Source organism: Belnapia mucosa (assembly GCF_016775475.1).
GTDB lineage: Bacteria > Pseudomonadota > Alphaproteobacteria > Acetobacterales > Acetobacteraceae > Belnapia > Belnapia mucosa.
The window spans coordinates 1-25,242 of the sequence record NZ_JAEUXJ010000018.1; the positions used below are offsets into that span (position 1 = coordinate 1).

The window sequence follows — 25,242 nt, forward strand, 5'->3', positions numbered from 1 at the left end:
CCCTTGCGGGTCGACGAGGGGTTCGACGGCCGGCGAAGGCTAACGCTGAACCTGGACCACCAGACCCAAGCGCCTCAGGCCGGCGAAGGCTAACGCTGAACCTGGACCACCAGACCCAAGCGCCTCACGCGGCGTGAAGATGGGCAGGAAGCCAAAGCTCACTCTCCACCAGCAGAGGGAGGCGGTGGCGCGGAGGAATGCCGGTGAAGCCCTGACGGAAATTGCCCGCAGCTATAACGTGAGTCACAGCACCATATCGCGGCTGCCAGGGTAGGGGGCGAACGGCGCCATGGTGCGACAGAGGGGGCTCGCCATGGCGCCGGGCAGCCGCATGTGGCACCGTTGCATCAGCCATAGCCCGCAATGGCATGGCAAAGTTTGCTGCGCCCGTTCTCGTGCGCTCCGGTTCTCGAAGGCTTATGATCGCCCTCGCGCGATGCGGCATGAAAGTTTGTTGCAAAATAGTTGCAAACCGAAAAAATATCCTTTTATATCAAAGGCTTACGTGCCTTGTTCTATCGAGTGGGAATAGGCGGAGGGGCTGGCAGCCCCTCCGCCCGCATCAGGTCACAGGTGCCAGGAGCCCGTGGCCTCGTAATTGGCCATCACCAGCGCGGCGATCGCGTTCCAGTCGACCGGCGCGTCGGGGCTACCGGCCGCTGCAGCGGGGGACGGCTGGTCGAGGCCGGGATCCGATACCGGGGCCTGGACCAGGTGATCCACCGTGGCCGGCTGCGGCTGTACGACCTCGGCGCTCCCCGTTCCGCCGAGCGGCTGGTAATCCACGCTGCGCACGGTCAGCGAGGTGCTATCGCTGCTGTTCATCACGCTGATGGCGTTATTTATGCCGCCCGCATCGTGGTCGAGCGGCACGTTGTCGGTGAGAACACCCTGGACGGCGCCATCCACCTTGTAGGTCAGGCGGCCCGGTTCCCAGACGACTTGGTACTGGTGGAATTCGCCGTTCGAGACACCGTCGAAGAAGCGGCTCTCGTAGGCGTCGCTGCCACCATTGCTCCAGTGCAGGGTGCCGTATTGCCGGCCGCCCAGCATCTCGACGACGTCGATCTCCTGGCCGGGCCACTGATCGTCGCCGGGCCACAGCAGGACGGCCGGGCCGGCTTCGCTGCCGTCGAGCTTCGCATCCACCGTGTAGGTGCCATAGCCATGGCCGGCAGTCGGGCCACCCGGGAATTCCATGGTGCCGGAGGTGCCGGTCAGGGTGATCTGGCCCGGAATCGAGGTATCGACGGCATTGCCCCAATGATGGCTCAGCGCGCCGCTGCCATTATCGAAGGTTTCGTGGAAAGGCTGGTCCGTCTCGTTGTTGATGGCCAAGGGTCGAGTTCTCCCGAGTTGCGATGAGGAACCGCGGCAGGCCGCACCGTCACGGCAGGACTGCGCCGGCGGGCGACGCGGCGGGTTGGCCCGGAGGCGACTGCTCCAGGCCCGGGGCGCGGCACGCGCAGCCTTGCGCGCAGCCCGCGCCGGGCACGCCGCGCCGGCTGCGCGACGTGTTCCAGGGACGGCCGGCGGCTGCGCGGCAGGCGCATCCATCGGCGGGTTATCCTATTCGTGGTGTGATCCGCGCGGCCGTCGGGACAGCCGCCCGGCGCCGGCACCGCCGCTACGGTGCCGGGAGCCCGGTCATCAGGCCGGCAGGCGAGGCCGTTTCTTCCGGGCGGCTACGCCTTCATCCTGCCGGCCTCCCGTGAGGAGCGAGGCGGGCGGCAGCTTCGGTGGGGGTAGTGCTGTGCAAACCTCTGGCCTCTTGCTGTGTTGCCAGGCCGACGGGAGGTCTCCCAGGCGGCAGCGCGCACTATCCGGATGCGAGCGAAGCGTGCAAGTATTGTATTTCATATACTATTCTGATCGAGAACAGTGCCGGTTACAGGCGGTGTCGCGGATCGCCCGGGCCGCCTGCATTTTCATCGACGCCACGCCGGCCCGCAGCCGACCCTGCAAACCGTGGCGCCCAGACCAACGCTGAACTAACATTCACCGCGGACCACCCAATGGGGGCCGATCACGGGCAGGCCGGAGATGGCACGATTGCCGGTCTCGGGCGATATCAGCGCACGCCGGTCCACGGGATAGCGGCGCAGGCGCTTGCCGGTCGCGGCGAAGATCGCATTGACCAGGGCGGGCGCGGCCGAGACGGTGCCGGTCTCGCCGATGCCGCCGGGGTTCTCGCGGTTGCGGATGTGGTGCACTTCGATCGGCGGCGTCTCGTTCATCCGCATCATGCGGTAGTCGTTGAAGTTGCTCTGCTGCACGCGGCCGCCCTCGAAGGTGATGTCGCCGTAGAGCGCGGCGGACAGACCGAAGACGAGCCCGCCCTCGACCTGCGCCGCCACCGTGTCCGGATTGATCGTCTCGCCGCAATCGACCGCGGCCACGACGCGGCGCAGCTTCACCTCGCCATATGGCGTCACCGCCAGCTCCACCACCACGGCGGGGTAGCTGCCGAAGCTGTCATGCAGCGAGACGCCGCGCCCCGAGCCGGCCGGCAGGGGCGTGCCCCAGCCCGATTTCTCGGCCGCCAGGTCGAGCACCGCCCTTGCGCGCGGCTTGCCGGAGAGGATGGCACGGCGATAGGCGATCGGGTCCTGGCCGGCGGCATGCGCCAGCTCATCCATGAAGCTCTCGACCACGAAGACATTGTGGGTCGGGCCGACGCCGCGCCACTAGGTGATCGGCACCGGCGGGTCCTCGCGCGTCCAGTCCACATGGACGATGGGCAGGTCATAGGGCGGCTGCGCAGCGCCCTCGGGCAGCCCGCCGGGGAAGTAGTGGCCCATGACGGAGCCGCCGGTGACATGGTCCACCCAGGCGACAGGCCTGCCATCCGCACCAAGCCCGGCCGAGATCCGGTCGTAATAGGCGGGCCGGTAGAGATCGTGCTGGATATCCTCCTCGCGGCTCCAGACGATCTTGAGAGGGTAGTTCACCTGCCTGGCGAAGGCCGCGGCCTGCCCGATCGGATCCGCTTCCAGCCGGCGGCCGAAACCGCCACCGATGAGCTGGTTGTGGACCGCCACTTTCTCCTTCGGCAGGCCCAGCACCTCGGCGGCGATCGCCTGCGCGACCGTCGGCACCTGCGTGCCCACCCAGATATCGCAGCCATCCGGCCGCACATGAATGGTGGTGTTGATCGGCTCCATCGTGGCATGGGCGAGGAAGGGCAGTTCATAGGCGGCCTCGACGCGCTTCGCCGCGCCCGCCATGGCCCGGTCGGCATCGCCGTCGCGCCGGGCCTGGACCGCTTGGCGCTTCCCGTAGGAGGCCCGAAGCGTGTCGACCAGGTTGCGGCTCGACAGCCCTGCATTCGGCCCGAGATCCCACTCGATCCGCAGCGCCTCGAGCCCCTGCTTGGCGGCCCAGTAATGGTCGCCGATGACGGCAACGGCATTCTCGATGCGGATCACGTCGCGCACGCCCGGCATCGCGCGTGCGGCCTTGTCATCCACCGAGCGCAGCTTGCCGCCGAAGACCGGGCAGGCGGAGACGGTGGCGACCTTCATGTCCGGCAGGCGGATATCCAGGCCGAAGACGGCGGTTCCATCGACCTTGCCGGGCGTGTCCAGCCGCTTCACCGGCTTGCCGATGATCTGCCATTGCGACGGATCCTTGAGCGGCACGTCCTGCGGCACGGGCTGCCGGCCGGCATCCTCCACCAATTCGCCATAGCCGAGGCTGCGACCGGTCGGCCCGTGCGTGACGGTGCCGCGGCTCGCGGTGCAATCCGTGGGCGGCACGCCCCAGCGGGCGGCGGCGGCCCCGATCAGCATCGTGCGTGCGGCCGCGCCGGCCTGCCGCAGCGGCACCCAGGCGCCACGGACGGAGGTCGAGCCGCCGGTCGATTGCGACTTGAGAAGCGGCTGGGTGTACAGCTCCTCATTCGGCGGCGCGGCTTCGAGCCGCACCTGGTCGAGCCCGACCTCGAGCTCCTCGGCGAGGAGCGTTGCTTCGGCGGTGTAGATGCCCTGCCCCATCTCGACGCTCGGCATGATGAGGGTGATGCCGCCATCGGGCGCGATGCGGATGAAGCCGCCCGGGGCGAAGCCCTGAAAGGCAGCGCCGGTTTCGCCACCGCCGCTCGTGCCCTGGATCGCCTGGAGCCCGGGCTGCTCGCCTGCCGCACGGGCCTTCTTCCGGCCCAGCGCCGCGAAGGCGAAGACGAGGCCGCCGGCCAGGATGTGCCGGTGCGGGAGTGGCGAGAGCTCGACCCGCGCGAAGGACGGGCCGGAGCGGAGCGGTTGGATGATTTTCCCCCTGCCGCTCATGCCTCGGAAGCCTGTTTGATGGCGGCGCGGATCCGCATGTAGGTGCCGCAGCGGCAGATATTGCCCGACATGGCGGAAGCGATATCGGCATCGCTCGGCTGTGGCGTGCGGGCCAGCAGCGCCGCTGCGGACATGACCTGGCCGGACTGGCAGTAGCCGCATTGCGGCACGTCGAGCGCGATCCAGGCCTCCTGGATCTTCCTGCCCGCCGCGCTCTGCCCGACAACCTCGACGGTCGTGACCTGCCGCGCGCCGACGGAGCCGACCGGGAGGATGCAGGCGCGCACCGGCTTGCCATCGAGATGGACGGTGCAGGCGCCGCATTGGGCGATGCCGCAACCGAATTTGGTCCCCGTCAATCCGATGACATCCCGCAGGACCCAGAGAAGCGGCATGTCCGCCGGGACCTCGACCTCATGGGCCGTCCCGTTCACTCGCAAGGAAAGCATGGAATACCCCACAACCGGCCGCTGCCCCGCCCCTGGCCGCTGAGTCCTGCATGGTCGTGCCGGCGGTCCCGAAACCCCGGATGTGCTGATCCCTACGGCGGCACGCTGTCGTCATCCGGCCTGCCCCCGCATCGCTGCATCCATTCCGAAAGGGCCTGAGCGAGCGGAGTCCGAACCATAGCGAGGCCGAACGCGACCTGACCCTGCCGATTCGGCGGTCCGCGCGGTGCATGCGCAGGCGAGTTTGTTGCGGAGCCGGGCAACCGCCCCACAATGCTCATTATCTCAACTATAGATTGAATTACTTACGCACAATAACAGCCAAGTAAATCATCTCCGCATTCAGTGAAGTAAATCGTATACTGTGATATCGTAACGTATTCTTGTTTCTATACCGTATTTCAAGCCAGCAATCCTTTCAGTTAGGTTGATCCCGGAAAGTGGCTGGAACGCGCTGGTTTCACGTTTTTTACAGCAGCCTCTCTTGCGACTTCACTGACGCGCCAAGCACAGGCGTGTATCCGCGCGCTCGACTCACAGCCTGGTTGCCCCGACGCGTCCGTTTGATTTGGGAGAAACAATCATGAGCATAAGACAGACCGGCTCCGGCTCTCTTCAGGGCCGCATGGCCCTGGGCAGGCCTGATTACTTGGCATCCGATGGAGGAGACTTGTCGCCCTACGGGCAGGATGCCACTTCCCTGGCGAGGAATGCCTTTTCCGGCCATGACCTGACGCTGTCCGGGCTTGTCGGCCTGGGCCGTGCCGGGGCCGACGCCCATGGGCGCCTGGTCTCCCGTGATCTCACGATCAGCTCCAAGCTCGACTCCTACAGCATCTGCGACGTCAAAGGCGGCGATGGCAGCGCGAAAAGCGCTGGCGCGGGCGGCCGCGGCGGGGCAGGTAGCGCGGGCGACGAGGGCGGCACCGCCGTCAGTGGCGGCCTGGCCGGGGACGCCGTCAACGCCCGGGTGAGCATGGTGTTCACCCGGACCGGCACTGCCAGCGCCACGGGCGGTGCGGGCCGCGATGGCGGCTCAGGCAAGGTCGCGCGGGATGTCCAGGCCGGGGATGGCGGCGATGCCTGCGGGCACATCATCACCGGCAGCGTCATCACCTCCAAGAATCACGGCCTGATCAATCTCGGCAGCGTCACCGGCGGCGATGGCGGCATGGCCGTTGCCGGCGCCGGTGGCGCCGGTGGCGTCGGGCGGGCGGGCGGCGATGGGGGTGGCGCCATCAGCGGCATCCTGGACGGCACGGCGAAGGCCTCGTCCATCACCATCGTCAGCAACAACAGCGGCATGGCCATCGCCAGCGGTGGCCAGGGCGGCGACGGTGGCAATGGCGGCGATGGCGGCAGCGCCAGGGCCGGCGATGGCGGCGATGCCTATGGCCACACCATTCTCGACGGCATCGCCATCCGCCTTAATTCGGGCGTGATCAGCCTGGGCAATATCACCGGCGGTGCCGGCGGCCTGGGGATCGCCGGGGTCGGCGGCGCCGGGGGCGCCGGCGGTGCGGGCGGCGATGGCGGCACCGCCATCAGCGGCATCCTGGCTGAAGGCGCGCGCAGCTCCGTGCTCAAGCTGGTCGTCCAGCAATCCGGCCGTGCCGATGCCTCGGCCGGCCACGGGGGCGATGGCGGCCATGGCGGCGATGGCGGCGATGTCCAGGCCGGCGATGGCGGCGATGCCTATGGCCATCTCATCCTGGGCGGCGTGGCCATCGACGACAATCGGGGCGTGGTCCGCTTCGGCGACATCACCGGCGGCGCTGGGGGCGACGCCATGGCCGGCGCGGGCGGCAATGGCGGCCATGGCGGCCATGGCGGCGATGGCGGCATCGCCATCAGCGGCGCTGCGATTGGCGATGTGAACGCCTCCATCATCCTCCTCTCCGTCTCCCATAGCCGGGATGCGAATGCCTCAGGCGGCGATGGCGGCGATGGCGGGACCGGCGGCGCAGGCGGCGATGCCTGGGCCGGCAATGGCGGCAATGCCTATGGCCATACCATCAAGGGCGGCCTGGTCATCGACGACAACCAAGGCGTGGTCCATCTGGGCGATGTCACCGGTGGTGCCGGCGGCATGGCCGAGCCTGCCTCCGGGGTTGTCGCAGGCGGGAATGGCGGCGATGGCGGCGATGGCGGCATCGCCGTCAGCGGCGTCCTCGCCGGCGACATCACGGCATCCGATGCCAAGATCCTCGCCAGCAATAGCGGGAATGCCACCGCGGATGGTGGCGATGGCGGAGATGGCGGGGCCACCGGCGTCAGTGGCGAGCTCTGGTCCGGGGTCGGGGGCGATGCCTATGGCCATCTGATCAAGGACTGCCTGTCGATCGAGGGCAATCTCGGCACCATCACCTTCGGCGACGTGACCGGCGGCACCGGGAGCTTCGGTGGCGATGCCTTCGGGCACTATTTCAGCGGCTTCTCCAGCATCGACGCCAATCAGGGCACCATCCTGTTCGGCGACGTGACCGGTGGCGGCGGCCATGTCGGCGGCGATGCCTTCGGGCATATCTTCGTCGGCTCGCTGGAGATCGACGACAATCTGGGCACCATCGATTTCGGCCAGATCATGGGCGGGCTGGGCGCCATCACCGGCGACAGCTACTCGCACCTCTTCCAGGGCTTCTTCGAGATCGAGGAGAACCGGGGAACGATCAGCTTCGGGGACCTGATGAATTACGGGAAGTTCGAGGTGGAGGACAATTACGGCGTCATCTACTTCGACGATGTCATGGATTGGGGTGATTTCATCGTCGAGGACAATTGGGGCGAGATCTACTTCAGCGCCGGGACCGATCTGAGCAAGGTCGATATCATGAATAACCACGGCACCATCTATCTCGGCGACACGGTCTGGGTGTGACCGGGGCCGGGCTCCTGGAGCCCGGCATTCCGCTGAGTTGACCGGATCCAAATGGGGGACACATCGCCGGCCGGCTAGCCGACGGTGATGTGTCCCTCCCGGACCACCTTGCCCCATTTCTCGCTTTCCGCGCGGATGAAGCTGGTGAATTCGGCGGGGCTGGAGGCCGCGGGGTCGGCCCCCGCGCCGGCCATGCGCTGCTGCACCGCGGGTTGCGCCAAGGCGTCGCGGATGGCGCCGTTGAGCTTGCCGATGACTGCATCCGGGGTATGGGCCGGCGCCATGATGCCGCCCCAGGAGGTCGCCTGGGCGCCCGCCAGCCCTGCCTCCGCCACCGTCGGCACATCGGGCAGCAGCGGATGCCGCCTGGCCCCTGTCACCGCCAGGGCGCGGATGCGGCCATCCTTGATCTGCCCGATCGAGCTGGCGACCTGATCCACCATCAGCTGGACATTGCCGGCGACCAGGTCGTTCATAGCCGGGCCGCTGCCGCGATAGGGCACGTGCAGGAGATCGAGCCCGGCCGCGAGGCGGAAGAGCTCCGTGGCGACATGCGTCGTCGTGCCCGCGCCGGAGGATGCATAGGACACGGCGCCCGGGCGCTCCTTGGCGTAGCGGAGCAGCTCCTGCAGCGTCGTCACCGGCAGGCCATTGGTCGCGGCGATGACGAGGTCGGTTGCGAAGGCTAGCGAGACGGGGGCGAGATCCCGCATCGGATCGAAGGGCATCTGCGCATAGAGATGCGGGGCGATCGAGAGCAGTCCGGTCGTCGCCATCAGCAGCGTGTAGCCATCCGGTGAGGCCTTGGCGACGGATTCGGCACCAATGAAGCCGGCGGAGCCGCTGCGATTCTCGACCACGACGGATTGGCCGAGGGTCTGCCCCAGCCGCTCGGCCAGGATGCGCGCCGCGACATCGGTCGAGCCGCCGGCCGCGAAGGGCACCACCAGGCGTATTGTCTGCTTCGGCCAGTCCTCCGGCTGGGCCGGCCGCCGCTGCGCGGAGGCCCTGCCGGCAAGCAGCGTCGCAGAGGCAAGCGAAAGCGCCAGTATCCGACGTGTAGTGTGCATGGCCATTCCCAGCATTTCTCCCGAAGCCGGGAGCTTGGCATGGCGTGGGAGAGCCCAGCAGCACCATGCAAGATCCTACCGCCACAAGCTCTCGTGAGTGGAAAACACAATCTTCCTGCGCTTTCCGCTGAATTCACAGGCTATGGTCCCGAAACTGCGATCCCGCCCGGCCAGTCTTCGAGCATCGTTTCCTGCCAGCGGAGGCTGCAATGCATACCAGCCGCGCGCCAGAGTTTCAGAGCGTCCCGTTATTGCCATCATGGAGCGAGCCATGACTGGCCAGGAGCCTTGGAGCCGTGTCCCGCGATGGACATGCTCCACGATGCTCCTCGTGCTTGCCCTCGCCATGCCTGCCCACGCCGTCACGGCAGTCGGGCCTTCGGGCCATCCTGGCCGAGCCTTCACCCTCGCCCAGGGCGGCCCGCCGGCGCGGCTTCCCCTGCTCGACCTGCCTCCGAGCACATCCACCATACCGCCGATCTTCGCATCCCTGATGCAGATGGGGGACACGGCCATGGTGCGAGGAGACATCATGCGGGCACGCCTGCTCTACGAACGGGCAGCCATCATTCATCCGGAGTCCTCGGCCGCGCCGATCGCGGCGGGTAAGACCTATGACCCGAATTTCCTGCCGATCTTCGGCGGCAGCCCCGGCATGGCCGATCCTGCCAAGGCCAGCGAATGGTACCAGCGGGCGCGCACGCTCGGCGACCCCGCCGCCACAGCGCTCCTCGCAGCTCTCCGGCAACCCACGACAGAGGAGCAATCCCATGATCCGCCGCGAACTCCTCGTCGGTCTCGCCGCCGCCACCGCCGGGCTTGGCTTGCCGGGCCTGGTCAAGGCTCAGCCGGTGCCGAATTCGGTGACCGCCGCGAATGCCAATACGCTCGGCGTCATCTCTGGCGGGCTCGATGGAACCTATACGCGCTTCGCGGCCGATCTCGCGGCCGTGCTGGATGGCGTCGATGGGCTGCGCATCCTGCCGATCATCGGCAAGGGATCGCTGCAGAACATCTCCGACCTGCTCTATCTGCGCGGCATCGACCTCGCCATCGTCCAATCGGATGTGCTGACCGCGGCCTCGCAGCAGAAGGTCTTCGCCGGCATTGAGCAGCAGGTGCAATACGTCGCCAAGCTCTATGATGAGGAAGTCCATGTCTTTGCCGGCCCCGGCATTGAGCGGCTGGACCAGCTTGCCGGTAAGCTGGTCAGCATGGACAACCGGAGCTCCGGCACGGCCATGACCGCGACCCTGCTCTTCTCCCTGCTCGGCATTGCGATTCAGCCGGTCTATGACGCGACGGTGGATGCGACGGAAAAGCTCCGCCGCGGCGACATCGCCGCCATGGTGCGCGTCACCGGCAAGCCGGCGCGCTTCACCACGCCGCTGCCCGAGGGCGCACGCCTGCTCCCGGTGCCATTGTCGGATCCGCTGCTGGAAACCTATCTCCCGGCGAGTTTCAGCGCGGCGGATTATCCGGATCAGGTGCCGGCCGGACAGACGGTGGACACCATCGCCGTGGGCGCGGTGCTGGCCGCCTACAACCACCAGAATGTCGAGCGCCGCGACCGGCTCATGCGCTTCTCCCGCGCCCTGGCGCTGAAATACGACACCTTCCTGCGACCGCCGCGCCATCCGAAATGGCGCGATGTGAATCTGGCGGCAACCGTGCCGGGATGGACGAAATTCGGCAGCCAGCCACCGCGCCCCCAGGCCCAGCCATCCCGCCGCTTCAGGAACCCGGAGGTGACAGGAGGTTAGCTTTCCGGCCGGAGATGGGTCGGCGCCGCCCGCTCACGGCGTCGCCCGCCTGACCAGCCTGCGTCGAGGCGGCTGTCAGGGCTGAAGGCCGGCAGTCCGCAACGAAGACGCGGGCAAGCCTATTCGCCAGTCGCCCCTTGCGCCTCACGGAGACAGACTACATGGTTCCGTACAGTCCAGAAAAAGCAGGCCTCGCCGCTAGCTGAGACTGCCATGAGGTCGCTTTACGACTTCGCAACAAACTCCTTCTTGCCGCAAGGAATACGTGCTCTTCCCGGAAACAGCACACGCATGACGTGTGTCCGAAACACTGTGTTTGGATTGCGCAAGAAGAACATCGAAGGGATATTCTACCGAAGATTAGGAATTCTCTAACGTGTCCGTGTAGCGAAGAGCAACGCGTTGACGCTCTGCGAATCACGCCAGTAGCGTGGTGTTACAGACAAGGAACGCCAGGAGGACCACGACAAGAAGGCTGAACAAGTGGCCGTCAGGTGCCTGCGACAAGTCTTCTGTTGCATGCCGCCGGCAAACTTAATCTTTCATGTAATATCGCTTGTAGATACACAAGTCCCGCCTTGCCGAATGTTGGTGATCGATATGCTGTTTGCCGAACCCAGACGGGATATCGACATGCTCATGCCACGCCGAATGAACACTCGAAACACCCTGATAGTATCCGCCGCCCTGCCGCAGCACAGCAAGATCGGCACAGGCTTCTGGATGCCCCCCTCAGGGACCGCGACGAGTACGTCGGCAAGGTTGAGCTGGAACTTCCATCATCCGGTCCATCACGCCACACGGCTTTTCACTGCCCAGCCAAGGTTGAGGCAGAGCAAGAATTGACGGAGTATCCAAGGATATACCGTCCAAGAGATGCAGTACTGCCAGGTACTGCATGCGAAAGGCAGGTGTCTTTCGCCCCATTCGTGGGACTAAACGGAGGAGATTACTCATGAGCACCATCACGACCCTGACCGCTGCCGAACTCGATGCCGTCAACGGCGCTTGGGGCGCGTCGCGCTACACCTACATCAAGGTTGGCGGCAACGGCGGCAACGGCGGCGACGGCGTTGGTGGCGTTACCGGCGTCGCCACCGGCAATATCCGGAACAGCTTCGCTGTGCCTGTGTCGGTGAACAACGGCTCCGCCAACGGCACCGGCGGCAACGGTGGCGCCGGCGGCAACGCCTACTAATACTAAGTAGCCACGAGTGTGGTCTGCGACTGTGCCAGCAGTCGCAGACCACATTTTTCTCATGAGCATATATTTACACGATGAGAGAGCGTTGACCGTGAACTGCACCTGAATTTCTAGCAGTCCAAGGCGCGTCTGTCACAAAGATAACGAGGCATCCTGATGGGGGTTCCGTCCACACGTCCCCTTTTCCGCCAGGAAGTCGTCGAATTCCAGCGGAGCAACCGGCAATGGGGCCGGGTAGTACCGCTGCAACCCTTGCCGGTACGGCTCACGGTCTGGTTCATCACCCTGTCCGCCGCTGCCATCATCGCCTTCCTCTTCTGCGCGAATTACGCCCGGAAGGAAACGGTCACCGGCTATCTGATGCCGGCCTCCGGCACGGCGCGGGTAGTCGCACCCCAGCCCGGCATCGTCAGCGCCGTCTATGTCGAACAGGGCCAGCGTGTCGAGGAGGGCCAGCCCCTCCTGGCGGTGACGACCACCCAGTTCGCCACCGACGGCGAAGACGTCAATGCCAGCATCATGAAGAGCCTGCTGCAACAGCGGGAAGCCCTCACCCGCCAGATCGCGGCCGAGGAGCGCCGGACGGCGTCGGAGCGCGAGCGCCTGGCGGCGCAGATGCAGGGGCTGGAGACCGAGCTGAACCAGATCGAAGCCCAGGCCGGGGTGCAGCGCGACCGGATCCGGGTCGTGGAACGTCTGGTCACCTCGGGCTCGCAACTGGCCTCGCGCGGCCTGGTGTCGGAGGTGGAGCAGCGGCGCCGCGAGGAAGGGCTGCTGGAACAGCGCCAGGCCCTGCTCGCCCTGAGCCAGCAGATGACCGCCCGCCGCAGCCAGCTGATCGAAACCCGCTACACCCTCGAACAACTCCCCTTCGTCCAGGCGGAGAAGATCCAGACCCTCCGCAACGAGCTGTCCACGACGGAACAGCGCATCCCGGAGGTGAATGGCCGCCGCGCCTATGTGATCCGCGCGCCGATCACCGGCCGCGTCTCTTCCCTGCAGGCCACCGCCGGCCAGCCCGCCGATACGCAGCGGCTCCAGCTCCAGATCGTGCCGGATGAAAGCCCCTTGCAGGCGGAGGTCTTCATTCCCGCCCGGGCCATCGGCTTCGTCGATGTCGGCCAGCCGGTGCGACTTCTCTATGACGCCTTCCCCTACCAGCAGTTCGGCACCTATCGAGGCCGCATCGCCAAGGTGTCGCAGACCATCCTCGTCGGCACCGACATCGCCGGTCCCGTCACCTTGAGGGAGCCGGCCTACCGGGCGACCGTCCTGCTCGACCGGCCGGATGTCGATGCCTATGGCAAGAAGGTCTCGCTGCAGCCGGACATGCTGCTGCGCGCCGACATCATCCTCGAGCGTCGCACGCTGGTGGACTGGATCCTGAACCCGTTGTTGAGCGCGAGAATCCAGGGATGATCGAAGGGCTTCTCGACTTCCGTGGCGGGCGCCGCCTGCCCACGATCCTGCAGACCGAGGCCGCGGAATGCGGCCTCGCCTGCCTCGCCATGGTCGCCGGCTATCATGGCCACCGCATCGACCTGAACTCGCTCCGGCGCCGCTATCCGGTCTCGATGAACGGCGTGACGCTGCGGGGCCTGATCCAGGTTGCGAACCAGATGCGGCTCGCCAGCCGGCCGCTCCGCTTCGAGATCGATGACCTCTCGCAGCTCAGCCTGCCGGCGATCGTCCACTGGGACATGAACCATTTCGTGGTCCTGAAGGCGGTGACCTCCAAGGGCATCATCGTCCTGGACCCCGCTTCCGGGGCGAAGACCTACTCCATCGCCGAGGCCTCGAAGCACCTGACGGGCATCGCCCTCGAGCTCTCGCCCGCCGAGGGCTTCGTTGCCAAGAACGAGAAGGCCCGGCTGCCCTTCCGCATCTTCTGGGGCCAGATGTCGGGGGTGAGCACCCCGCTCGCCCAGATCTTCGTCCTCTCCATCATCCTCGAATTGCTCGTGATCGCCGCACCCTTCTACATGCAGATCACGGTCGATGAGGTGATCGCGCGCGGCGATGTCGACCTGATGCTGGCCCTGGCGCTGGGCTTCGGCCTGCTCACGGTCATCAACATCACGACCTCGGCACTGCGTTCGCATATCGTGCTGGTCGTGCAGAATGCGGTGCATTTCCAGATCGGCGCGCGGCTGTTCCACCACCTCATACGCCTGCCGCTCGGCTTCTTCGAGAAGCGGCATATCGGCGATGTCCTGTCACGCTTCAACTCGATCGAGCCGATTCGCAATGTGCTCGCCGAGGGGCTGATCCTCGCCGTGATCGATGGGATCATGGCGCTCGCGACGCTGACCATGATCTTCATCTACAGCCCCAGGCTCGCGCTCGTCGTCCTGGTCGCGCTCCTGCTCTACTTCATCCTGCGCATCGCCCTGTATCGGCGCTTCCGCGACCTCAGCGAGGCGTCCATCCAGGCCGAGGCGCATGAGAATTCCAACTTCATCGAGACCGCCCGCGCGATCCAGAGCGTGAAGCTGTTCAACCGGGAAGCCGACCGGGAAGGCCAGTGGCTCAACCGCCATGCCGAGACGGTCAATGCCCAGATCCGCCTCGGCCGCGCGCAGATCCAGTTCCGGACCATGAACACGGCCATCTTCGGCATCGAGAACATCGTGACGGTCTATCTCGCCGCCATGCTCGCGGTCGGCAACGAGATGACGATCGGGATGATCTTCGCCTTCATGGCCTACAAGACGAATTTCACCGGGAAGGCCTCGACTCTGGTGGAGAAGGTGCTGGAATTCCGGCTGCTCGATCTGCATCTGGAGCGGATTTCCGACATCGCGCTGAATCCGGTCGAGGCGGGGCATGACCGTCCGCTGGCCTTCGCCACCCCCATCCGCGGGACACTCGAGCTCCGCAACGTCTCCTTCCGCTATGCGGAGACGGAGCGCTTCATCCTCGAGAACGTCAACCTGAAGGTCGAGGCCGGGCGCTTCATCACCATCATGGGGCCGTCCGGCGGCGGCAAGACGACCCTGCTGAAGATCATGCTCGGGCTGCTGGAGCCGACCAGCGGCGAGGTCCTCGTCGATGGCATCCCGCTCAAGACCATCGGCGTCCGGGTCTACCGGGAACAGGTGGCGGCGGTGATGCAGGAGGATCAGCTCCTGTCGGGCTCGATCGCCGACAACATCTCCTTCTTCGATCCGGCCTTCGATCATGACCGGATGGTGGACTGCGCCCAGATGGCCAGCGTCCATGACGACATCATGTCGATGCCCATGGCCTATAACAGCCTCGTCGGAGATATGGGCAGCTCGCTCTCGGGCGGCCAGAAGCAGCGTGTCCTGCTCGCCCGCGCTCTGTATAAGAGCCCGAAGATCCTGTTCCTCGACGAAGGCACGGCGCATCTCGATGTCGATACCGAGAAGCAGATCAATGAGCGGCTGCGGCGGCTTTCCATCACCCGCATCAGCGTCGCCCACCGTCCGGAGATGATGACCGGGGCCGATACCATCCTGCGGATCGGGCACGACCCGGATTAGGGTGAGAAGGACAGACTTGCGACTGCACGACTCCTAAAGGCAGAAAGCGTCATGCGTTACGGTCCGGCGGAAGCGGGTTTGGTGAACCCCGTGGGAGATATGAGGTCCTTCGAGCCCCGGTCGGGGCAATCGGGGGACTTCGTCGCCGCGGCCCTGGCCGCTGTCATTGCCGAACTGCAGCCAGGCTGGATCGCGCTGCAGGATTGCCTGCTGGATGGCCTGCTGGATGCGAACGGGGTCGTGAAGCCCGCGCGCATCCCCTACATCCTGCTGCATGGCCAGGTCGGGATCGCGCTCCTCGATTTCGTCCCCGGCAATGTCACGCCGAATGCCGCCCAGCGCCTGAAGCTGATGCTGGAGGACGCCAGCTTCACCGCCAGATACGGCCGCTTCCCGCCGATCATCTATCTCTGCATCCCGAAGCGGACGGTCCCTGGCCTCGCCTTGGTGCTGGAGCACGAATTCCGCAAGCTGGCGCCGCTGGCCCTGCCCCGCGACGCTACATGGACCCGCCTGGTGCAGCGGCTTCTCGCTGGCGAACGAGACACCGAATCGCCGGCTCCGCCGGGCAACCAGGGCAGGCGAGACGATTCGGCCGCCCCAAAGATCCGGCGCCGGGCCGCCAGCACTCGCCGGAGCCGCGGCAGCCGCTGGCGCAGCACGGCATTGGGTCTGCTGGCGCTGGCATTCGGGGGCACGGTCGGCCTCTATGCCGCGACGCCTCTCGAAAGCCGCCTCGCCCTTCTGGCATCGAGCGGATGGGATGGCATCCTCGATCGTCTCCCTTGGCTGCCGGGCCACGACCATGCCGGAGAGGAGGCGACAGCCCTGCTGGCCGAGGAGCCGCCCCGGTTCCTGCCCGTCGCCTTCGCCGAGAGCCTGACCACCCCGGCTTCCGAGGAGGCGGAGCTTCCCGCCACCGCGGCATCGCCGCCGCCGCAGGCCTTGCCCGATGAGACCTTGTTCGCGGCCCCCTTGCGGGGTGCGGATCCGCCGGCGGAAAAGCTGGCCGCATGGTCGCAGCCGCTGCGGGGCGGCCTGCCGCCCGACGCTTCCGACGAGGGCCAGGCCGACGGGACCAATGGCACGGCGATGGCCGCCCCGCTGCCCGAGCCGGCCATCCGGCCGGCCGAGCCGGAGGTTGCCCAGCCGGCAGGCCCGGCGATCCCGGTCGAGGACAAGGCCACCGAGGCGGTGCCGGTCTCCATCCCGCCTCCCCCACCCTCCGTGGCTGAGACGGAGACACAGCCGGCGCAAGCGGTTGCGGCCGATGATCCCGGGCCGGCACCAGCCGCGGACCTGCCTGCGCCGAGGGATGACGCCTCGGCCTTGACCCTGCTGGCAGGCGTCACCCTCACCCCCGACCCGCCAGCGATCGAGCCCGGGCCCGGGCTGGTGATGGCCGGCCTGACGGTCATCCCAGCCGACCTCTTGGCCATGGCCGCGGATACGCCACCGATCCCGGCTGCCGCGCCGTCCCAGCCGGATGACACCCGGCCGGACAGTCAGGCGGAACCGGCTCCGGCTGCGCTGGCGGCCACAGGCGCATCCCCGGCCTTGCCTGCCGCGGAGAGCTCCGCGCCCGGTCCCACCGAAGGGTCCGGCGACCTCGCCGCGCAGCACAAGCCGGAAGCAGAGCCCGAGGCCAAGCCTTCGCCGGATCTTCCCCCGCCGCAGCGGGAGGTTGCCGATACCCCAGCGACCCAGCCGGTGCCGCTGGCCGAAGCGCCCGTGCCGCCGCCAAGCCCGGCCCGTCAGGCCGAGCAGCCTCGGCCCGTGCCGGTGCCGGTGCCGGTTGCGGCCACCATCCCCGCGCCGGTGGCGCCACAAGCGGTATCCCCGGCCCCCAATCCGGCCTTCGCCCAAGCAGCCATCCAGCGGGGCGATGCCATGATGCGGCTGGGCGACATCTCGGCGGCGCGGCTTCTCTATCAACGCGCGGCCACGGCCGGCAGCGGCCCGGCCGCGCTCGCCCTGGGCCGCACCTACGACCCCGCCTTCCTCGCCGCGAACCGGGCGCAGGGCATCCTGGGCGACCGCGCTCAGGCGGCGAATTGGTACCGGCGTGCCCTGGCCCTCGGCACGGCCGAAGCCAGGGACCGGCTGGCGGAGCTTGGCGCGGATGAAGGCCGATAGGCGGGCCCTCCGCTAAGCCTAGACCGGCACCAGCCGCGTCAGCCGGTTCGGGTTCTGCTCGCTCTGGTAGATCACCCCGCTGGCCGGATCCCGCCACATGCCATGCGCGCCGTTCAGCACCGGGCGGCAGCGGCCGATCAGCCTTCCCTCGGCGTTGAACTGGCTGAGCCGGGGGATCTGGTCTGTCACGTAGAAGCTGTCATCCGGGCCGCCATGGACATCCATCGGCTTGTGCAGGTCGCGGATGTCCATCAGATGCGTGCCCTCGGGCGTGAAGACCTGGACGCGGTTGTTCTCCCGGTCCGCCACCAGCACCCGGCCATCTCCCAGCACCCAGACGGAATGCGGCGTGGCGAATTCCCCCGCCCGCTGTCCCGGCCGGCCCCAGGCACCCAGCCAGGTGCCATCCGCGGTGAAGCGGTGGATCAGCGAATTCCCATAGCCATCCGCCACGACCATGCCGCCATCGGGCGCGAAGGCGATGTCGCAGGGGGCGTTGAAGGGTTCGCCCGGCCCGTGCCGCCGGCCCAGCCCGCCGAGCCGCCGTCCCTCGGCCGAGAAGATGATGATCTCATGTGCATCGCGGTCGACGACGAAGACGCGGCCATCGGGATGCACGGTGAACATATGGCCGTCCGCCACCTCGCCGCCGCCCCAGGCGCCGATGCGCCGACCCTCGGGCGAGAGCACGACGATCGCCGGCGCCGCCGGATCGGCATAAGGGTCGGTCCGGTACTGGACGAGGACATTGCCCGCCGCATCGCAGGCGACGTCGCTGATGCGCCCCGGGCCCTCGGGCAGCTCGCCCCAGGGCCGCTCGATCCGGTAGCGCTGTTCCCCGAGGGCGACGAGCAGCGGCGTCATTCGTTCAGGCCCTTCCCAGGATAAGGATGGGTAGCGACCCAGTGCCGGGCGATGTCCAGCCTGCGGGTGATCCAGGCATCCGGCGCCTGTATCATATGGTCCAACAGCCGCTGCAGCCCGGCGGCGCGGGCCGGATGGCCGATCAGGCGCTGGTGCAGCCCGACCGACATCATCTTCGGCCGCCCCGCCCGGCCCTCGGCGAGCAGCATGTCGAAAGCGTCGCGGATATAGGAAAACCACTGCTCGCCGGTGCCCGTCGTGGCGGCATATTTCCCGTCGTTGTTCGTCAGCGAATAGGGCACGACGAGATGGCCCTGCCCCTCCACCGTGAGCCAGAAGGGTAGTTCCTCGCCATAATAGTCGCTGTCGTAGAGGAAGCCGCCATGCTCGACGACGAGGCGACGAGTGTTCACGCTCGGTCCGTAGCGGCAATACCAGCCGGCGGGCTTCGCGCCGGTGGTCCGCTCGATGCTGGCGACGGCGCGGGCGATGTGGTCGCGCTCTTCCGCCTCCGACAGTTCGAAATGCTTCAACCAGCGCCAGCCATGGCTGCACACATCGTAGCCGGCGGCGCGGATGGCGGCGGCGGCCTCCGGGTTGCGTTCCAGCGCGAGGGCGCAGCCGAAGATGGTCAGCGGCAGCCCGCGCTCCTGGAACAGCCGTGTCAGCCGCCAGAAGCCGACGCGGCTGCCATATTCGAACATCCCCTCCGCCGCCAGGTCGCGGCCGGAGGCGACCTGCTTGACGCCATGGGATTCGGTCAGGCCGTGCTCGGAATAGCCATCGCCCAATTCGATCGAGGGCTCGGAACCCTCCTCGTAATTGATGACGAAATTGACCGCCAGCCTGGCGCCGTTCGGCCAGCGCGGGTCGGGCGGGTTGGCGCCATAGCCGATGAAGTCGCGCTTCACCTCATAGGCCATCAGGGCAGTTCCACGGTGAATTCGGGGACCTGGACGAATTCCTCATCGCCCTTGCTGCCGTCCCGCCACATGATGATGACGAAGCGGGCCGGCGCGTCGAGCACGGTGAAGGGGTGGTGCCAGACATTGGCGCCGAAGGTGACGCCCTGCATCGGCCCGGCGAGGAAGGCCCGCGCCCGCGCCATGTCCGGCCCGCCATCCTTGGCATGCGGCGCGACGATCACCAGCCAGCGCCCGGCCTGCTGCGGGATGAAGCTCTGCGAGGAGAATTCGTGCCTCTCCATGGTGGTGGAGCGCAGCGGCATCGCGGCCGGCTGGTCCTTCACCGTCAGCGAGATGCTCGGCCGGGCCTTCGGGCGGAGATTGGCCAGCGCATCCTCGAAATAGGTGCGGCCCGGGATGCTCGGACATTCGATCACCTCGCCGAAGGCCAGGAAGGCGGCGGAGGTCAGCGGTTCGGCCCTCAGGATCATCATCACACCCATTCTCGATCCGGGGCAGCATGTCCGCCCCCGCCGGGGAGCGGAAGGGGGTAAGGGCTGCGCCCGTGCGGAATCGGAATGGCGCGGTTTGCCGCCCCCGCCGGCCATGCCATGCTGGGGCGATGCCGCGTGACGCCCCTGCCCTGCCCTCCCGCCATCAGCGGGCCGATGGTGCTTTCGAATTGGGCTTCGCCGCCTCCTCCCGCGGCACCGTGCTGCGGCACCTGTTCCAGCAGGCGCCGCTGCGAGTGCTCTTCCCCGATCCGGAGCCAGGCGAGCCGCCGACCGCGGCGCTGCTGAACTGCGCCGGCGGCCTCGCCGGCGGCGACGCGCTGCGCCAGGCGGTGCGGCTGGAGGCGGGGGCGCAGGCGACGCTCTGCACCGCGGCGGCGGAGAAGCTCTATCGCAGCCTCGGGCCGGAGACGCGGATCGAAACGCGGCTCACCCTCGGCGCCGGCGCGGTGCTGGAATGGCTGCCGCAGGAGACCATCCTGTTCGATGGCGCCCGGATGGCACGGCGGATGCAAGCCGAACTGGCCGAAGGGGCGCGGCTGCTGGCGGTCGAGATGCTGGTCTTCGGCCGTGCCGCGGCGGGGGAGCGGATGCGCGCAGGTTCGGTCTTCGATTCCTGGCGGCTGCGCGGGCCGGGCGGGTTGCTCTGGGCCGATGCGCTGGCGCTGGAGGCACCCGGCGAACAGCTCACCGCCCCCTTCGGCTTCGGCGGGGCGGAGAGCATGGCGATGCTGCTGCTCGCCGCGCCCGAGGCGGAGGCGATGCGGGACCTGCTGCGCGAGGCGGGGGCGGCGGCGACACTGCCGCGGCCCGGATTGCTGCTCGCCCGCTGGCTCGGCGGGGCGAGCACGGTGCGGCGGGCGGTGGGGGCGGCGATCGCGGCGGTGCGCGAGGGGGCGCTTGGCCGGCCGCCGCGCCTGCCTCGGCTGTGGACGATATAGGGGAGGCCGGGCCATGATCGCCCCGATCCGAATGAGGCCCGCATGCACCTGACGCCACGCGAGAAGGACAAGCTGCTGATCGCCATGGCCGCCCAGGTGGCGCGGCGCCGGCTGGAGCGCGGCGTGAAGCTCAACCATCCGGAGGCGGTGGCGCTGATCACCGATTACGTGGTGGAGGGTGCGCGCGACGGGCGGAGCGTGGCGGAGCTGATGCGCGACGGCGCCACGGTGCTGACGCGGGACCAGGTGATGGAGGGCATCGCCGAGATGATCCATGAAGTTCAGGTGGAGGCGACCTTCCCCGACGGGACGAAGCTTGTGACAATTCACGAGCCGATTCGATGATCCCGGGCGAACTCCTGCCCGCCGCGGGCGAGATCGAACTGAATGCGGGCGCCGAGGCGATCGAGATCGAGGTCGGCAATGCCGGCGACCGGCCGATCCAGGTCGGCAGCCACTACCATTTCGCCGAGACCAACCCGGCGCTGACCTTCAACCGCAGCCAGGCGCGCGGGCGGCGGCTCGACATCCCGGCCGGCACCGCGGTGCGGTTCGAGCCGGGGCAGAGCCGCAGCGTCCGGCTGATCCCCTTTGGCGGCCAGCGGCTGGTGCATGGGTTCCGGGGCGAGACGGAGGGGCAGGTCTGATGTCGGCACGGTTGTCCCGCTCGGCCTATGCCGGCATGTACGGCCCGACGGTCGGCGACCGGCTGCGGCTGGCGGATACCGACCTCATCCTCGAGGTGGAGCGGGACTTCACCACCTATGGCGAGGAGGTGAAATTCGGCGGCGGCAAGGTCATCCGCGACGGCATGGGCCAGAGCCAGGTGACGCGCGCGGCGGGCGCGATGGACACCGTCATCACCAATGCCCTCATCGTCGATCACTGGGGCATCATCAAAGCCGATGTCGGGCTGAAGGACGGGCGGATCGCCGCCATCGGCAAGGCCGGCAACCCGGACACGCAGGCGGGCGTCACCATCGTCATCGGGCCGGGGACGGAGATCATCGCCGGCGAGGGGCGCATCCTGACGGCTGGCGGGTTGGATGTGCATATCCACTTCATCTGCCCACAGCAGATCGAGGAGGCGCTGGCCTCCGGTATTACCACCATGTTCGGCGGCGGCACCGGGCCGGCGCATGGCACGCTCGCTACCACCGCGACGCCGGGGCCGTGGCACATGGCGCGGATGCTGCAAGCGGCGGAGAGCTTCCCGGTCAATCTCGGCTTCCTCGGCAAGGGCAATGCCGCCCTGCCGGCGGGGCTGGAGGAGCAGGTGCGCGGCGGGGCCTGCGGGCTCAAGCTGCACGAGGATTGGGGGACGACGCCGAAGGCGATCGACACCTGCCTTGCCATCGCCGATGCCTTCGACATCCAGGTGGCGATCCATACCGACACGCTGAACGAGAGCGGCTTCGTCGAGAGCACCATCGGCGCCATCAAGGGCCGCACCATCCAGGCCTTCCATACCGAGGGCGCGGGCGGCGGGCATGCGCCGGACATCCTGCGGGTGGTGGGGGAGCCGAACTTCCTTCCCAGCAGCACCAACCCGACGATGCCCTACACGGTGAACACCGTGGACGAGCATCTCGACATGCTGATGGTCTGCCATCACCTCGATCCGCGCATCCCGGAGGATGTGGCTTTCGCCGAGAGCCGCATCCGGCGCGAGACCATCGCCGCCGAGGACATCCTGCACGACCTCGGCGCCATCTCGATGATGTCGTCCGACAGCCAGGCGATGGGGCGGGTGGGCGAGGTCATCATCCGCACCTGGCAGACCGCACACAAGATGAAGCAGCAGCGTGGAAGGCTGGCGGGCGAGGCGGGCGAGAACGACAACCTGCGCATCCGCCGCTACGTCGCCAAATACACCATCAACCCGGCCATCGCGCAGGGCATCAGCGCTCATGTCGGCAGCGTGGAGGTGGGGAAGCTCGCCGACCTCGTGCTGTGGTCGCCGGCCTTCTTCGGGGTGAAGCCGGACATGGTGCTGAAATGCGGCTCCATCGCCATGGCGCCGATGGGCGACCCCAATGCTTCCATCCCGACGCCGCAGCCGGTGCATTACCGGCCGATGTTTGCCAGCTTCGGCAAGGCCATGGTGGCGAGCGCCGTCACCTTCACCTCCGCGGCAGCGCTGGAGGATGGGATCGGCGCGCGGCTCGGCTTGCAGCGGGAGCTGATCGCGGTGCGGAACACGCGGGGCGGCATCGGCAAGCGCGACATGGTGCTGAACGACGCGCTGCCGAGGATCAAGGTCGATCCCGAGACCTATGAGGTCCGGGCGGATGGCGAGCTGCTGGTCTGCGAGCCGGCGAAGGTATTGCCCATGGCACAACGGTATTTCCTGTTCTGATGAGCGAGGCCTTGCCCCGCGCCACCCAGGTCCTCCCGGCGGGAGGATGGGTGGAGCGCACCGCGCGCCATGTCGTGACGCTCGACTTCGATGACCGCTTCCGCCGCCGCAAGCGCTATGTGGCGGAGGACGGCTTCGCCTTCCTGCTCGACCTCGAAGACGCCATGGCGCTGCGCCAGGGCGACGGGCTGCTGCTGGAGGAGGGTGGCGTCATCCTCGTGCGTGCTGCGCCGGAGCCGCTGGTGGAAGTGCGGGCCGAGAATTCGGGACGGCTGATGCGCCTCGCCTGGCATCTCGGGAACCGGCACCTGCCGACGGAGATTCAGCCGGACCGGCTGCTGATCCGCGATGACCATGTGATCGTCGCCATGCTGCGCGGCCTCGGCGCCGAATTGCGGAAGGTGGAGGAGCCTTTCAACCCCGAAGGCGGCGCCTATGGCGAGCACAACCGCCAGCCGGGGCATCACCACCACCATCACCATGACGGCCATGACCACGACCACCATCACTGAGGGCGCGGCGCTCTACCGGCTGCTGGCCTGGCTCTCGCCGGCCTATCCGGTGGGCGCCTATACCTACAGCCATGGGCTGGAGACGGCGGTGGAGGATGGGGTGGTGCGCGACCGCGCGAGCCTGCTCGATTATATCCGCACCGTGCTGCTGGCCGGCGCCGGGCGGGTGGATGGTGCGCTGCTGGCAGCCGCCTGGCGCGGTGCCGTCGCCGGGGACGATCCGGCGCTGGACGAGGTCGCCGAACTGGCGGCAGCCTGGCGCGGCTCGGCGGAGCTGGCGCTGGAGACCATGGCGCAGGGCACGGCCTTCACCAGCGTGACGCAATCGGCTTGGCCGGAGGCACGTTTCGCCGCCTTCGCCGCGCGGCATCCGCGGAACCTCGCGCATCCCGTCGCCTTCGGCGCGGCGGCCGGGTTCGGGGGCCTGCCGCTGCGGCCAGCGCTCACCGGCTGGCTCGCGGCCTTCGCGGCCAATCTCGTCTCGGCCGGGGTGCGGCTGGTGCCGCTCGGCCAGACGGATGGGCAGATCGCCACCGCGGCGCTGCATCCCATCGTCGAGCAGGCCACGGATGCCGCCCTCGCCGCCGATCTCGACCGTCTCGGCACCGCGGCGCCGGCGCTCGACCTCTTCTCCATGCGTCACGAGACGCAATACACGAGGCTCTTCCGCTCATGAGCAACGGACCATTCAGGGTTGGCATCGGCGGCCCCGTCGGCTCCGGCAAGACGGCGCTGACGGAACGCCTCTGCCGCCATCTGCGGGAGACGCACGACATCGCCGTCATCACCAACGACATCTATACCAAGGAAGACGCGGAATTCCTGACCCGCGCCGGGGCGCTCGACCCGACACGCATCGCCGGCGTCGAGACCGGCGGCTGCCCGCATACCGCCATCCGCGAGGATGCCAGCATCAACCTCGCCGCGGTGCATGACATGGTGCAGCGCTTCCCGAAGCTCGAAGTGCTGTTCATCGAGAGTGGCGGCGACAACCTGGCCGCCACCTTCAGCCCGGAACTCGCCGACCTGACGATCTACGTCATCGACGTCTCGGCTGGCGACAAGATCCCGCGCAAGGGCGGGCCCGGCATCACCCGCTCCGACATGCTGGTGATCAACAAGATCGACCTCGCGCCGCTGGTCGGGGCCGATCTCTCCGTCATGGATCGCGACGCGCGGCGGATGCGCGGGCAGCGGCCCTTCATCTTCACCAACCTCAAGGAGAATCTCGGCGTCGCCGAGATTGCCGACTTCATCCTCACCCAGGGCGGGATCGCCCCGCGAAAGGCTGCCTGATGAACCCGATCATCCTCTTTGCCACCGCGCTGCTGCTGCCGGCCACCGCCTTCGCCCATCCGGGCATGGCGCTGGATCATGGGCTGATGGCCGGCCTCCTCCATCCCTTCTCCGGGGCGGACCACCTGCTGGCCATGGTGATGGTCGGGCTCTGGGCCGGACTGCTGGGTGGCCGGGCGCGGATCGCCCTGCCGGGCGGCTTCCTCGCCGGCATGGCGGGCGGGGCGCTGCTGGGCTTCGCCGGCCTGGCTCTGCCGGGGGTGGAGGCGGGCATCCTCGCCTCGGTCATCATCCTCGGCGCGCTGGCGGCCCTGTCGCTGCGGCTGCCGCTGGTCCTCGGCACCCTGCTCGCCGTCGGCTTCGGCCTGCTGCACGGCCATGCGCACGGGACGGAGATGCTGGGCGCGCCGGCCTTCCTCGGCATGCTGGCCGGCACGGCGGCGCTGCATGGCGCCGGCCTCGCCCTCTCGGCCGCGGCACAGCCCTGGGCCCGGCGCGCGGCACAGCTCGCGGGCGGCGCCACGGCGCTGGCCGGGCTGGCCCTCGCGCTGGTCTGACGCG

23 protein-coding genes are annotated in these 25,242 nt (G+C 67.9%); 15 read left to right on the forward strand and 8 right to left on the reverse strand.

The annotated features are described in order from the left end of the window. Positions 1-139 precede the first annotated feature (139 nt). Complete coding sequence (locus JMJ55_RS25505; protein WP_236034049.1) at positions 140-274, forward strand: helix-turn-helix domain-containing protein; 135 nt, start codon at positions 140-142, stop codon at positions 272-274. Between the two features lie 293 nt (positions 275-567). Here JMJ55_RS25505 and JMJ55_RS25510 read toward each other — a convergent pair whose 3' ends face one another. The 4 genes from JMJ55_RS25510 to JMJ55_RS25520 all read right to left on the reverse strand — a co-directional run bounded on the left by JMJ55_RS25510 (position 568) and on the right by JMJ55_RS25520 (position 4,735). Further along, a complete protein-coding gene (locus JMJ55_RS25510) occupies positions 568-1,338 on the reverse strand; it encodes a family 16 glycosylhydrolase (RefSeq protein WP_202828441.1) in 771 nt (256 codons plus the stop codon). A gap of 653 nt (positions 1,339-1,991) precedes the next feature. Beyond that, entirely contained in the window at positions 1,992-2,654 is a 663-nt protein-coding gene (locus JMJ55_RS31225) for a molybdopterin cofactor-binding domain-containing protein (RefSeq protein ID WP_328702777.1), read from the reverse strand. Between the two features lie 33 nt (positions 2,655-2,687). Further along, a complete protein-coding gene (locus JMJ55_RS25515; RefSeq protein ID WP_236034051.1) occupies positions 2,688-4,286 on the reverse strand; it encodes a xanthine dehydrogenase family protein molybdopterin-binding subunit in 1,599 nt (532 codons plus the stop codon). After that, positions 4,283-4,735: a (2Fe-2S)-binding protein gene (locus JMJ55_RS25520; RefSeq protein ID WP_202828442.1), complete on the reverse strand. Its 453-nt coding sequence runs from the start codon at positions 4,733-4,735 to the stop codon at positions 4,283-4,285. Before JMJ55_RS25520 ends, JMJ55_RS25515 begins: the two co-directional genes overlap by 4 nt. 670 nt (positions 4,736-5,405) lie before the next feature. Here JMJ55_RS25520 and JMJ55_RS31740 point away from each other — a divergent pair. Continuing rightward, positions 5,406-7,613: a hypothetical protein gene (locus JMJ55_RS31740; RefSeq protein WP_202828443.1), complete on the forward strand. Its 2,208-nt coding sequence runs from the start codon at positions 5,406-5,408 to the stop codon at positions 7,611-7,613. Between the two features lie 74 nt (positions 7,614-7,687). On the opposite strand, the gene JMJ55_RS25530 is transcribed toward JMJ55_RS31740, so the two are convergent. Continuing rightward, complete coding sequence (locus JMJ55_RS25530) at positions 7,688-8,683, reverse strand: Bug family tripartite tricarboxylate transporter substrate binding protein (protein WP_202828444.1); 996 nt, start codon at positions 8,681-8,683, stop codon at positions 7,688-7,690. Positions 8,684-9,453: 770 nt separating this feature from the next. Here JMJ55_RS25530 and JMJ55_RS25535 point away from each other — a divergent pair. The 5 genes from JMJ55_RS25535 to JMJ55_RS25555 all read left to right on the forward strand — a co-directional run bounded on the left by JMJ55_RS25535 (position 9,454) and on the right by JMJ55_RS25555 (position 17,292). Then, the gene (locus JMJ55_RS25535) at positions 9,454-10,446 is read left to right on the forward strand and encodes a TAXI family TRAP transporter solute-binding subunit (RefSeq protein ID WP_202828445.1); all 993 of its coding nucleotides are present in this window, start codon (positions 9,454-9,456) and stop codon (positions 10,444-10,446) included. 955 nt (positions 10,447-11,401) lie between these two features. Further along, positions 11,402-11,644: a hypothetical protein gene (locus tag JMJ55_RS25540; protein ID WP_202828446.1), complete on the forward strand. Its 243-nt coding sequence runs from the start codon at positions 11,402-11,404 to the stop codon at positions 11,642-11,644. A 162-nt stretch (positions 11,645-11,806) separates the two neighbouring features. Next, entirely contained in the window at positions 11,807-13,069 is a 1,263-nt protein-coding gene (locus tag JMJ55_RS25545) for an HlyD family efflux transporter periplasmic adaptor subunit (RefSeq protein WP_202828447.1), read from the forward strand. After that, positions 13,066-15,156, forward strand: coding sequence for a peptidase domain-containing ABC transporter (locus JMJ55_RS25550; protein WP_202828448.1), 2,091 nt, complete (start codon positions 13,066-13,068; stop codon positions 15,154-15,156). The genes JMJ55_RS25545 and JMJ55_RS25550 overlap by 4 nt, the downstream gene beginning before the upstream one ends. 99 nt (positions 15,157-15,255) lie before the next feature. Then, complete coding sequence (locus tag JMJ55_RS25555; protein WP_202828449.1) at positions 15,256-17,292, forward strand: SEL1-like repeat protein; 2,037 nt, start codon at positions 15,256-15,258, stop codon at positions 17,290-17,292. A gap of 18 nt (positions 17,293-17,310) precedes the next feature. Here JMJ55_RS25555 and JMJ55_RS25560 read toward each other — a convergent pair whose 3' ends face one another. The 3 genes from JMJ55_RS25560 to JMJ55_RS25570 are packed head-to-tail and all read right to left on the reverse strand — an operon-like array spanning position 17,311 to position 19,555. After that, the gene (locus JMJ55_RS25560; protein WP_202828450.1) at positions 17,311-18,156 is read right to left on the reverse strand and encodes an NHL repeat-containing protein; all 846 of its coding nucleotides are present in this window, start codon (positions 18,154-18,156) and stop codon (positions 17,311-17,313) included. Then, a complete protein-coding gene (locus JMJ55_RS25565; protein WP_202828451.1) occupies positions 18,153-19,079 on the reverse strand; it encodes an allantoinase PuuE in 927 nt (308 codons plus the stop codon). The genes JMJ55_RS25560 and JMJ55_RS25565 overlap by 4 nt, the downstream gene beginning before the upstream one ends. Then, positions 19,079-19,555, reverse strand: a complete 477-nt coding sequence (locus JMJ55_RS25570; protein ID WP_202828452.1) for an ureidoglycolate lyase — start codon at positions 19,553-19,555, stop codon at positions 19,079-19,081. The genes JMJ55_RS25565 and JMJ55_RS25570 overlap by 1 nt, the downstream gene beginning before the upstream one ends. Positions 19,556-19,683: 128 nt before the next feature. Here JMJ55_RS25570 and JMJ55_RS25575 point away from each other — a divergent pair, with 128 nt between their 5' ends. Genes JMJ55_RS25575 through JMJ55_RS25610 form a run of 8 tightly spaced genes read left to right on the forward strand, consistent with a single transcriptional unit; the run spans position 19,684 to position 25,238 of the window. Further along, positions 19,684-20,514 (forward strand): urease accessory protein UreD, encoded by an 831-nt coding sequence (locus JMJ55_RS25575; RefSeq protein WP_202828453.1) that lies wholly within the window; start codon positions 19,684-19,686, stop codon positions 20,512-20,514. Positions 20,515-20,556: 42 nt separating this feature from the next. Next, positions 20,557-20,859 (forward strand): urease subunit gamma, encoded by a 303-nt coding sequence (locus JMJ55_RS25580; protein ID WP_202828454.1) that lies wholly within the window; start codon positions 20,557-20,559, stop codon positions 20,857-20,859. After that, the gene (locus JMJ55_RS25585) at positions 20,856-21,161 is read left to right on the forward strand and encodes an urease subunit beta (protein WP_202828455.1); all 306 of its coding nucleotides are present in this window, start codon (positions 20,856-20,858) and stop codon (positions 21,159-21,161) included. Before JMJ55_RS25580 ends, JMJ55_RS25585 begins: the two co-directional genes overlap by 4 nt. After that, complete coding sequence (gene ureC / locus JMJ55_RS25590) at positions 21,161-22,873, forward strand: urease subunit alpha (RefSeq protein ID WP_202828456.1); 1,713 nt, start codon at positions 21,161-21,163, stop codon at positions 22,871-22,873. The genes JMJ55_RS25585 and ureC overlap by 1 nt, the downstream gene beginning before the upstream one ends. Continuing rightward, entirely contained in the window at positions 22,873-23,385 is a 513-nt protein-coding gene (locus tag JMJ55_RS25595; RefSeq protein ID WP_202828457.1) for an urease accessory protein UreE, read from the forward strand. Before ureC ends, JMJ55_RS25595 begins: the two co-directional genes overlap by 1 nt. Further along, positions 23,309-24,061, forward strand: coding sequence for an urease accessory protein UreF (locus JMJ55_RS25600; protein WP_202828458.1), 753 nt, complete (start codon positions 23,309-23,311; stop codon positions 24,059-24,061). The genes JMJ55_RS25595 and JMJ55_RS25600 overlap by 77 nt, the downstream gene beginning before the upstream one ends. Continuing rightward, positions 24,058-24,681 (forward strand): urease accessory protein UreG, encoded by a 624-nt coding sequence (gene ureG, locus JMJ55_RS25605; protein ID WP_202828459.1) that lies wholly within the window; start codon positions 24,058-24,060, stop codon positions 24,679-24,681. The genes JMJ55_RS25600 and ureG overlap by 4 nt, the downstream gene beginning before the upstream one ends. Beyond that, positions 24,681-25,238 carry a HupE/UreJ family protein gene (locus tag JMJ55_RS25610; protein ID WP_202828460.1) on the forward strand — a complete coding sequence of 186 codons (558 nt, stop codon included), beginning with the start codon at positions 24,681-24,683 and terminating at the stop codon, positions 25,236-25,238. Before ureG ends, JMJ55_RS25610 begins: the two co-directional genes overlap by 1 nt. Positions 25,239-25,242 lie beyond the last annotated feature (4 nt).

Excerpts from the sequence above, each read along its gene's own strand:
- ureC (WP_202828456.1), top strand. The coding sequence starts at position 21,161 with ATGTCGGCACGGTTGTCCCGCTCGGCCTATGCCGGCATGTACGGCCCG.
- JMJ55_RS25555 (WP_202828449.1), top strand. The coding sequence starts at position 15,256 with ATGAGGTCCTTCGAGCCCCGGTCGGGGCAATCGGGGGACTTCGTCGCC.
- JMJ55_RS25565 (WP_202828451.1), bottom strand. The coding sequence starts at position 19,079 with ATGGCCTATGAGGTGAAGCGCGACTTCATCGGCTATGGCGCCAACCCG.
- JMJ55_RS25580 (WP_202828454.1), top strand. The coding sequence starts at position 20,557 with ATGCACCTGACGCCACGCGAGAAGGACAAGCTGCTGATCGCCATGGCC.
- JMJ55_RS25520 (WP_202828442.1), bottom strand. The coding sequence starts at position 4,735 with ATGCTTTCCTTGCGAGTGAACGGGACGGCCCATGAGGTCGAGGTCCCG.
- JMJ55_RS25595 (WP_202828457.1), top strand. The coding sequence starts at position 22,873 with ATGAGCGAGGCCTTGCCCCGCGCCACCCAGGTCCTCCCGGCGGGAGGA.
- JMJ55_RS25560 (WP_202828450.1), bottom strand. The coding sequence starts at position 18,156 with ATGACGCCGCTGCTCGTCGCCCTCGGGGAACAGCGCTACCGGATCGAG.
- JMJ55_RS25535 (WP_202828445.1), top strand. The coding sequence starts at position 9,454 with ATGATCCGCCGCGAACTCCTCGTCGGTCTCGCCGCCGCCACCGCCGGG.
- JMJ55_RS25505 (WP_236034049.1), top strand. The coding sequence starts at position 140 with ATGGGCAGGAAGCCAAAGCTCACTCTCCACCAGCAGAGGGAGGCGGTG.
- JMJ55_RS25550 (WP_202828448.1), top strand. The coding sequence starts at position 13,066 with ATGATCGAAGGGCTTCTCGACTTCCGTGGCGGGCGCCGCCTGCCCACG.
- JMJ55_RS25575 (WP_202828453.1), top strand. The coding sequence starts at position 19,684 with ATGCCGCGTGACGCCCCTGCCCTGCCCTCCCGCCATCAGCGGGCCGAT.
- JMJ55_RS25545 (WP_202828447.1), top strand. The coding sequence starts at position 11,807 with ATGGGGGTTCCGTCCACACGTCCCCTTTTCCGCCAGGAAGTCGTCGAA.
- JMJ55_RS25540 (WP_202828446.1), top strand. The coding sequence starts at position 11,402 with ATGAGCACCATCACGACCCTGACCGCTGCCGAACTCGATGCCGTCAAC.
- JMJ55_RS25530 (WP_202828444.1), bottom strand. The coding sequence starts at position 8,683 with ATGCACACTACACGTCGGATACTGGCGCTTTCGCTTGCCTCTGCGACG.
- JMJ55_RS25570 (WP_202828452.1), bottom strand. The coding sequence starts at position 19,555 with ATGATGATCCTGAGGGCCGAACCGCTGACCTCCGCCGCCTTCCTGGCC.
- JMJ55_RS25610 (WP_202828460.1), top strand. The coding sequence starts at position 24,681 with ATGAACCCGATCATCCTCTTTGCCACCGCGCTGCTGCTGCCGGCCACC.
- JMJ55_RS25515 (WP_236034051.1), bottom strand. The coding sequence starts at position 4,286 with ATGAGCGGCAGGGGGAAAATCATCCAACCGCTCCGCTCCGGCCCGTCC.
- ureG (WP_202828459.1), top strand. The coding sequence starts at position 24,058 with ATGAGCAACGGACCATTCAGGGTTGGCATCGGCGGCCCCGTCGGCTCC.
- JMJ55_RS25600 (WP_202828458.1), top strand. The coding sequence starts at position 23,309 with ATGGCGAGCACAACCGCCAGCCGGGGCATCACCACCACCATCACCATG.
- JMJ55_RS25585 (WP_202828455.1), top strand. The coding sequence starts at position 20,856 with ATGATCCCGGGCGAACTCCTGCCCGCCGCGGGCGAGATCGAACTGAAT.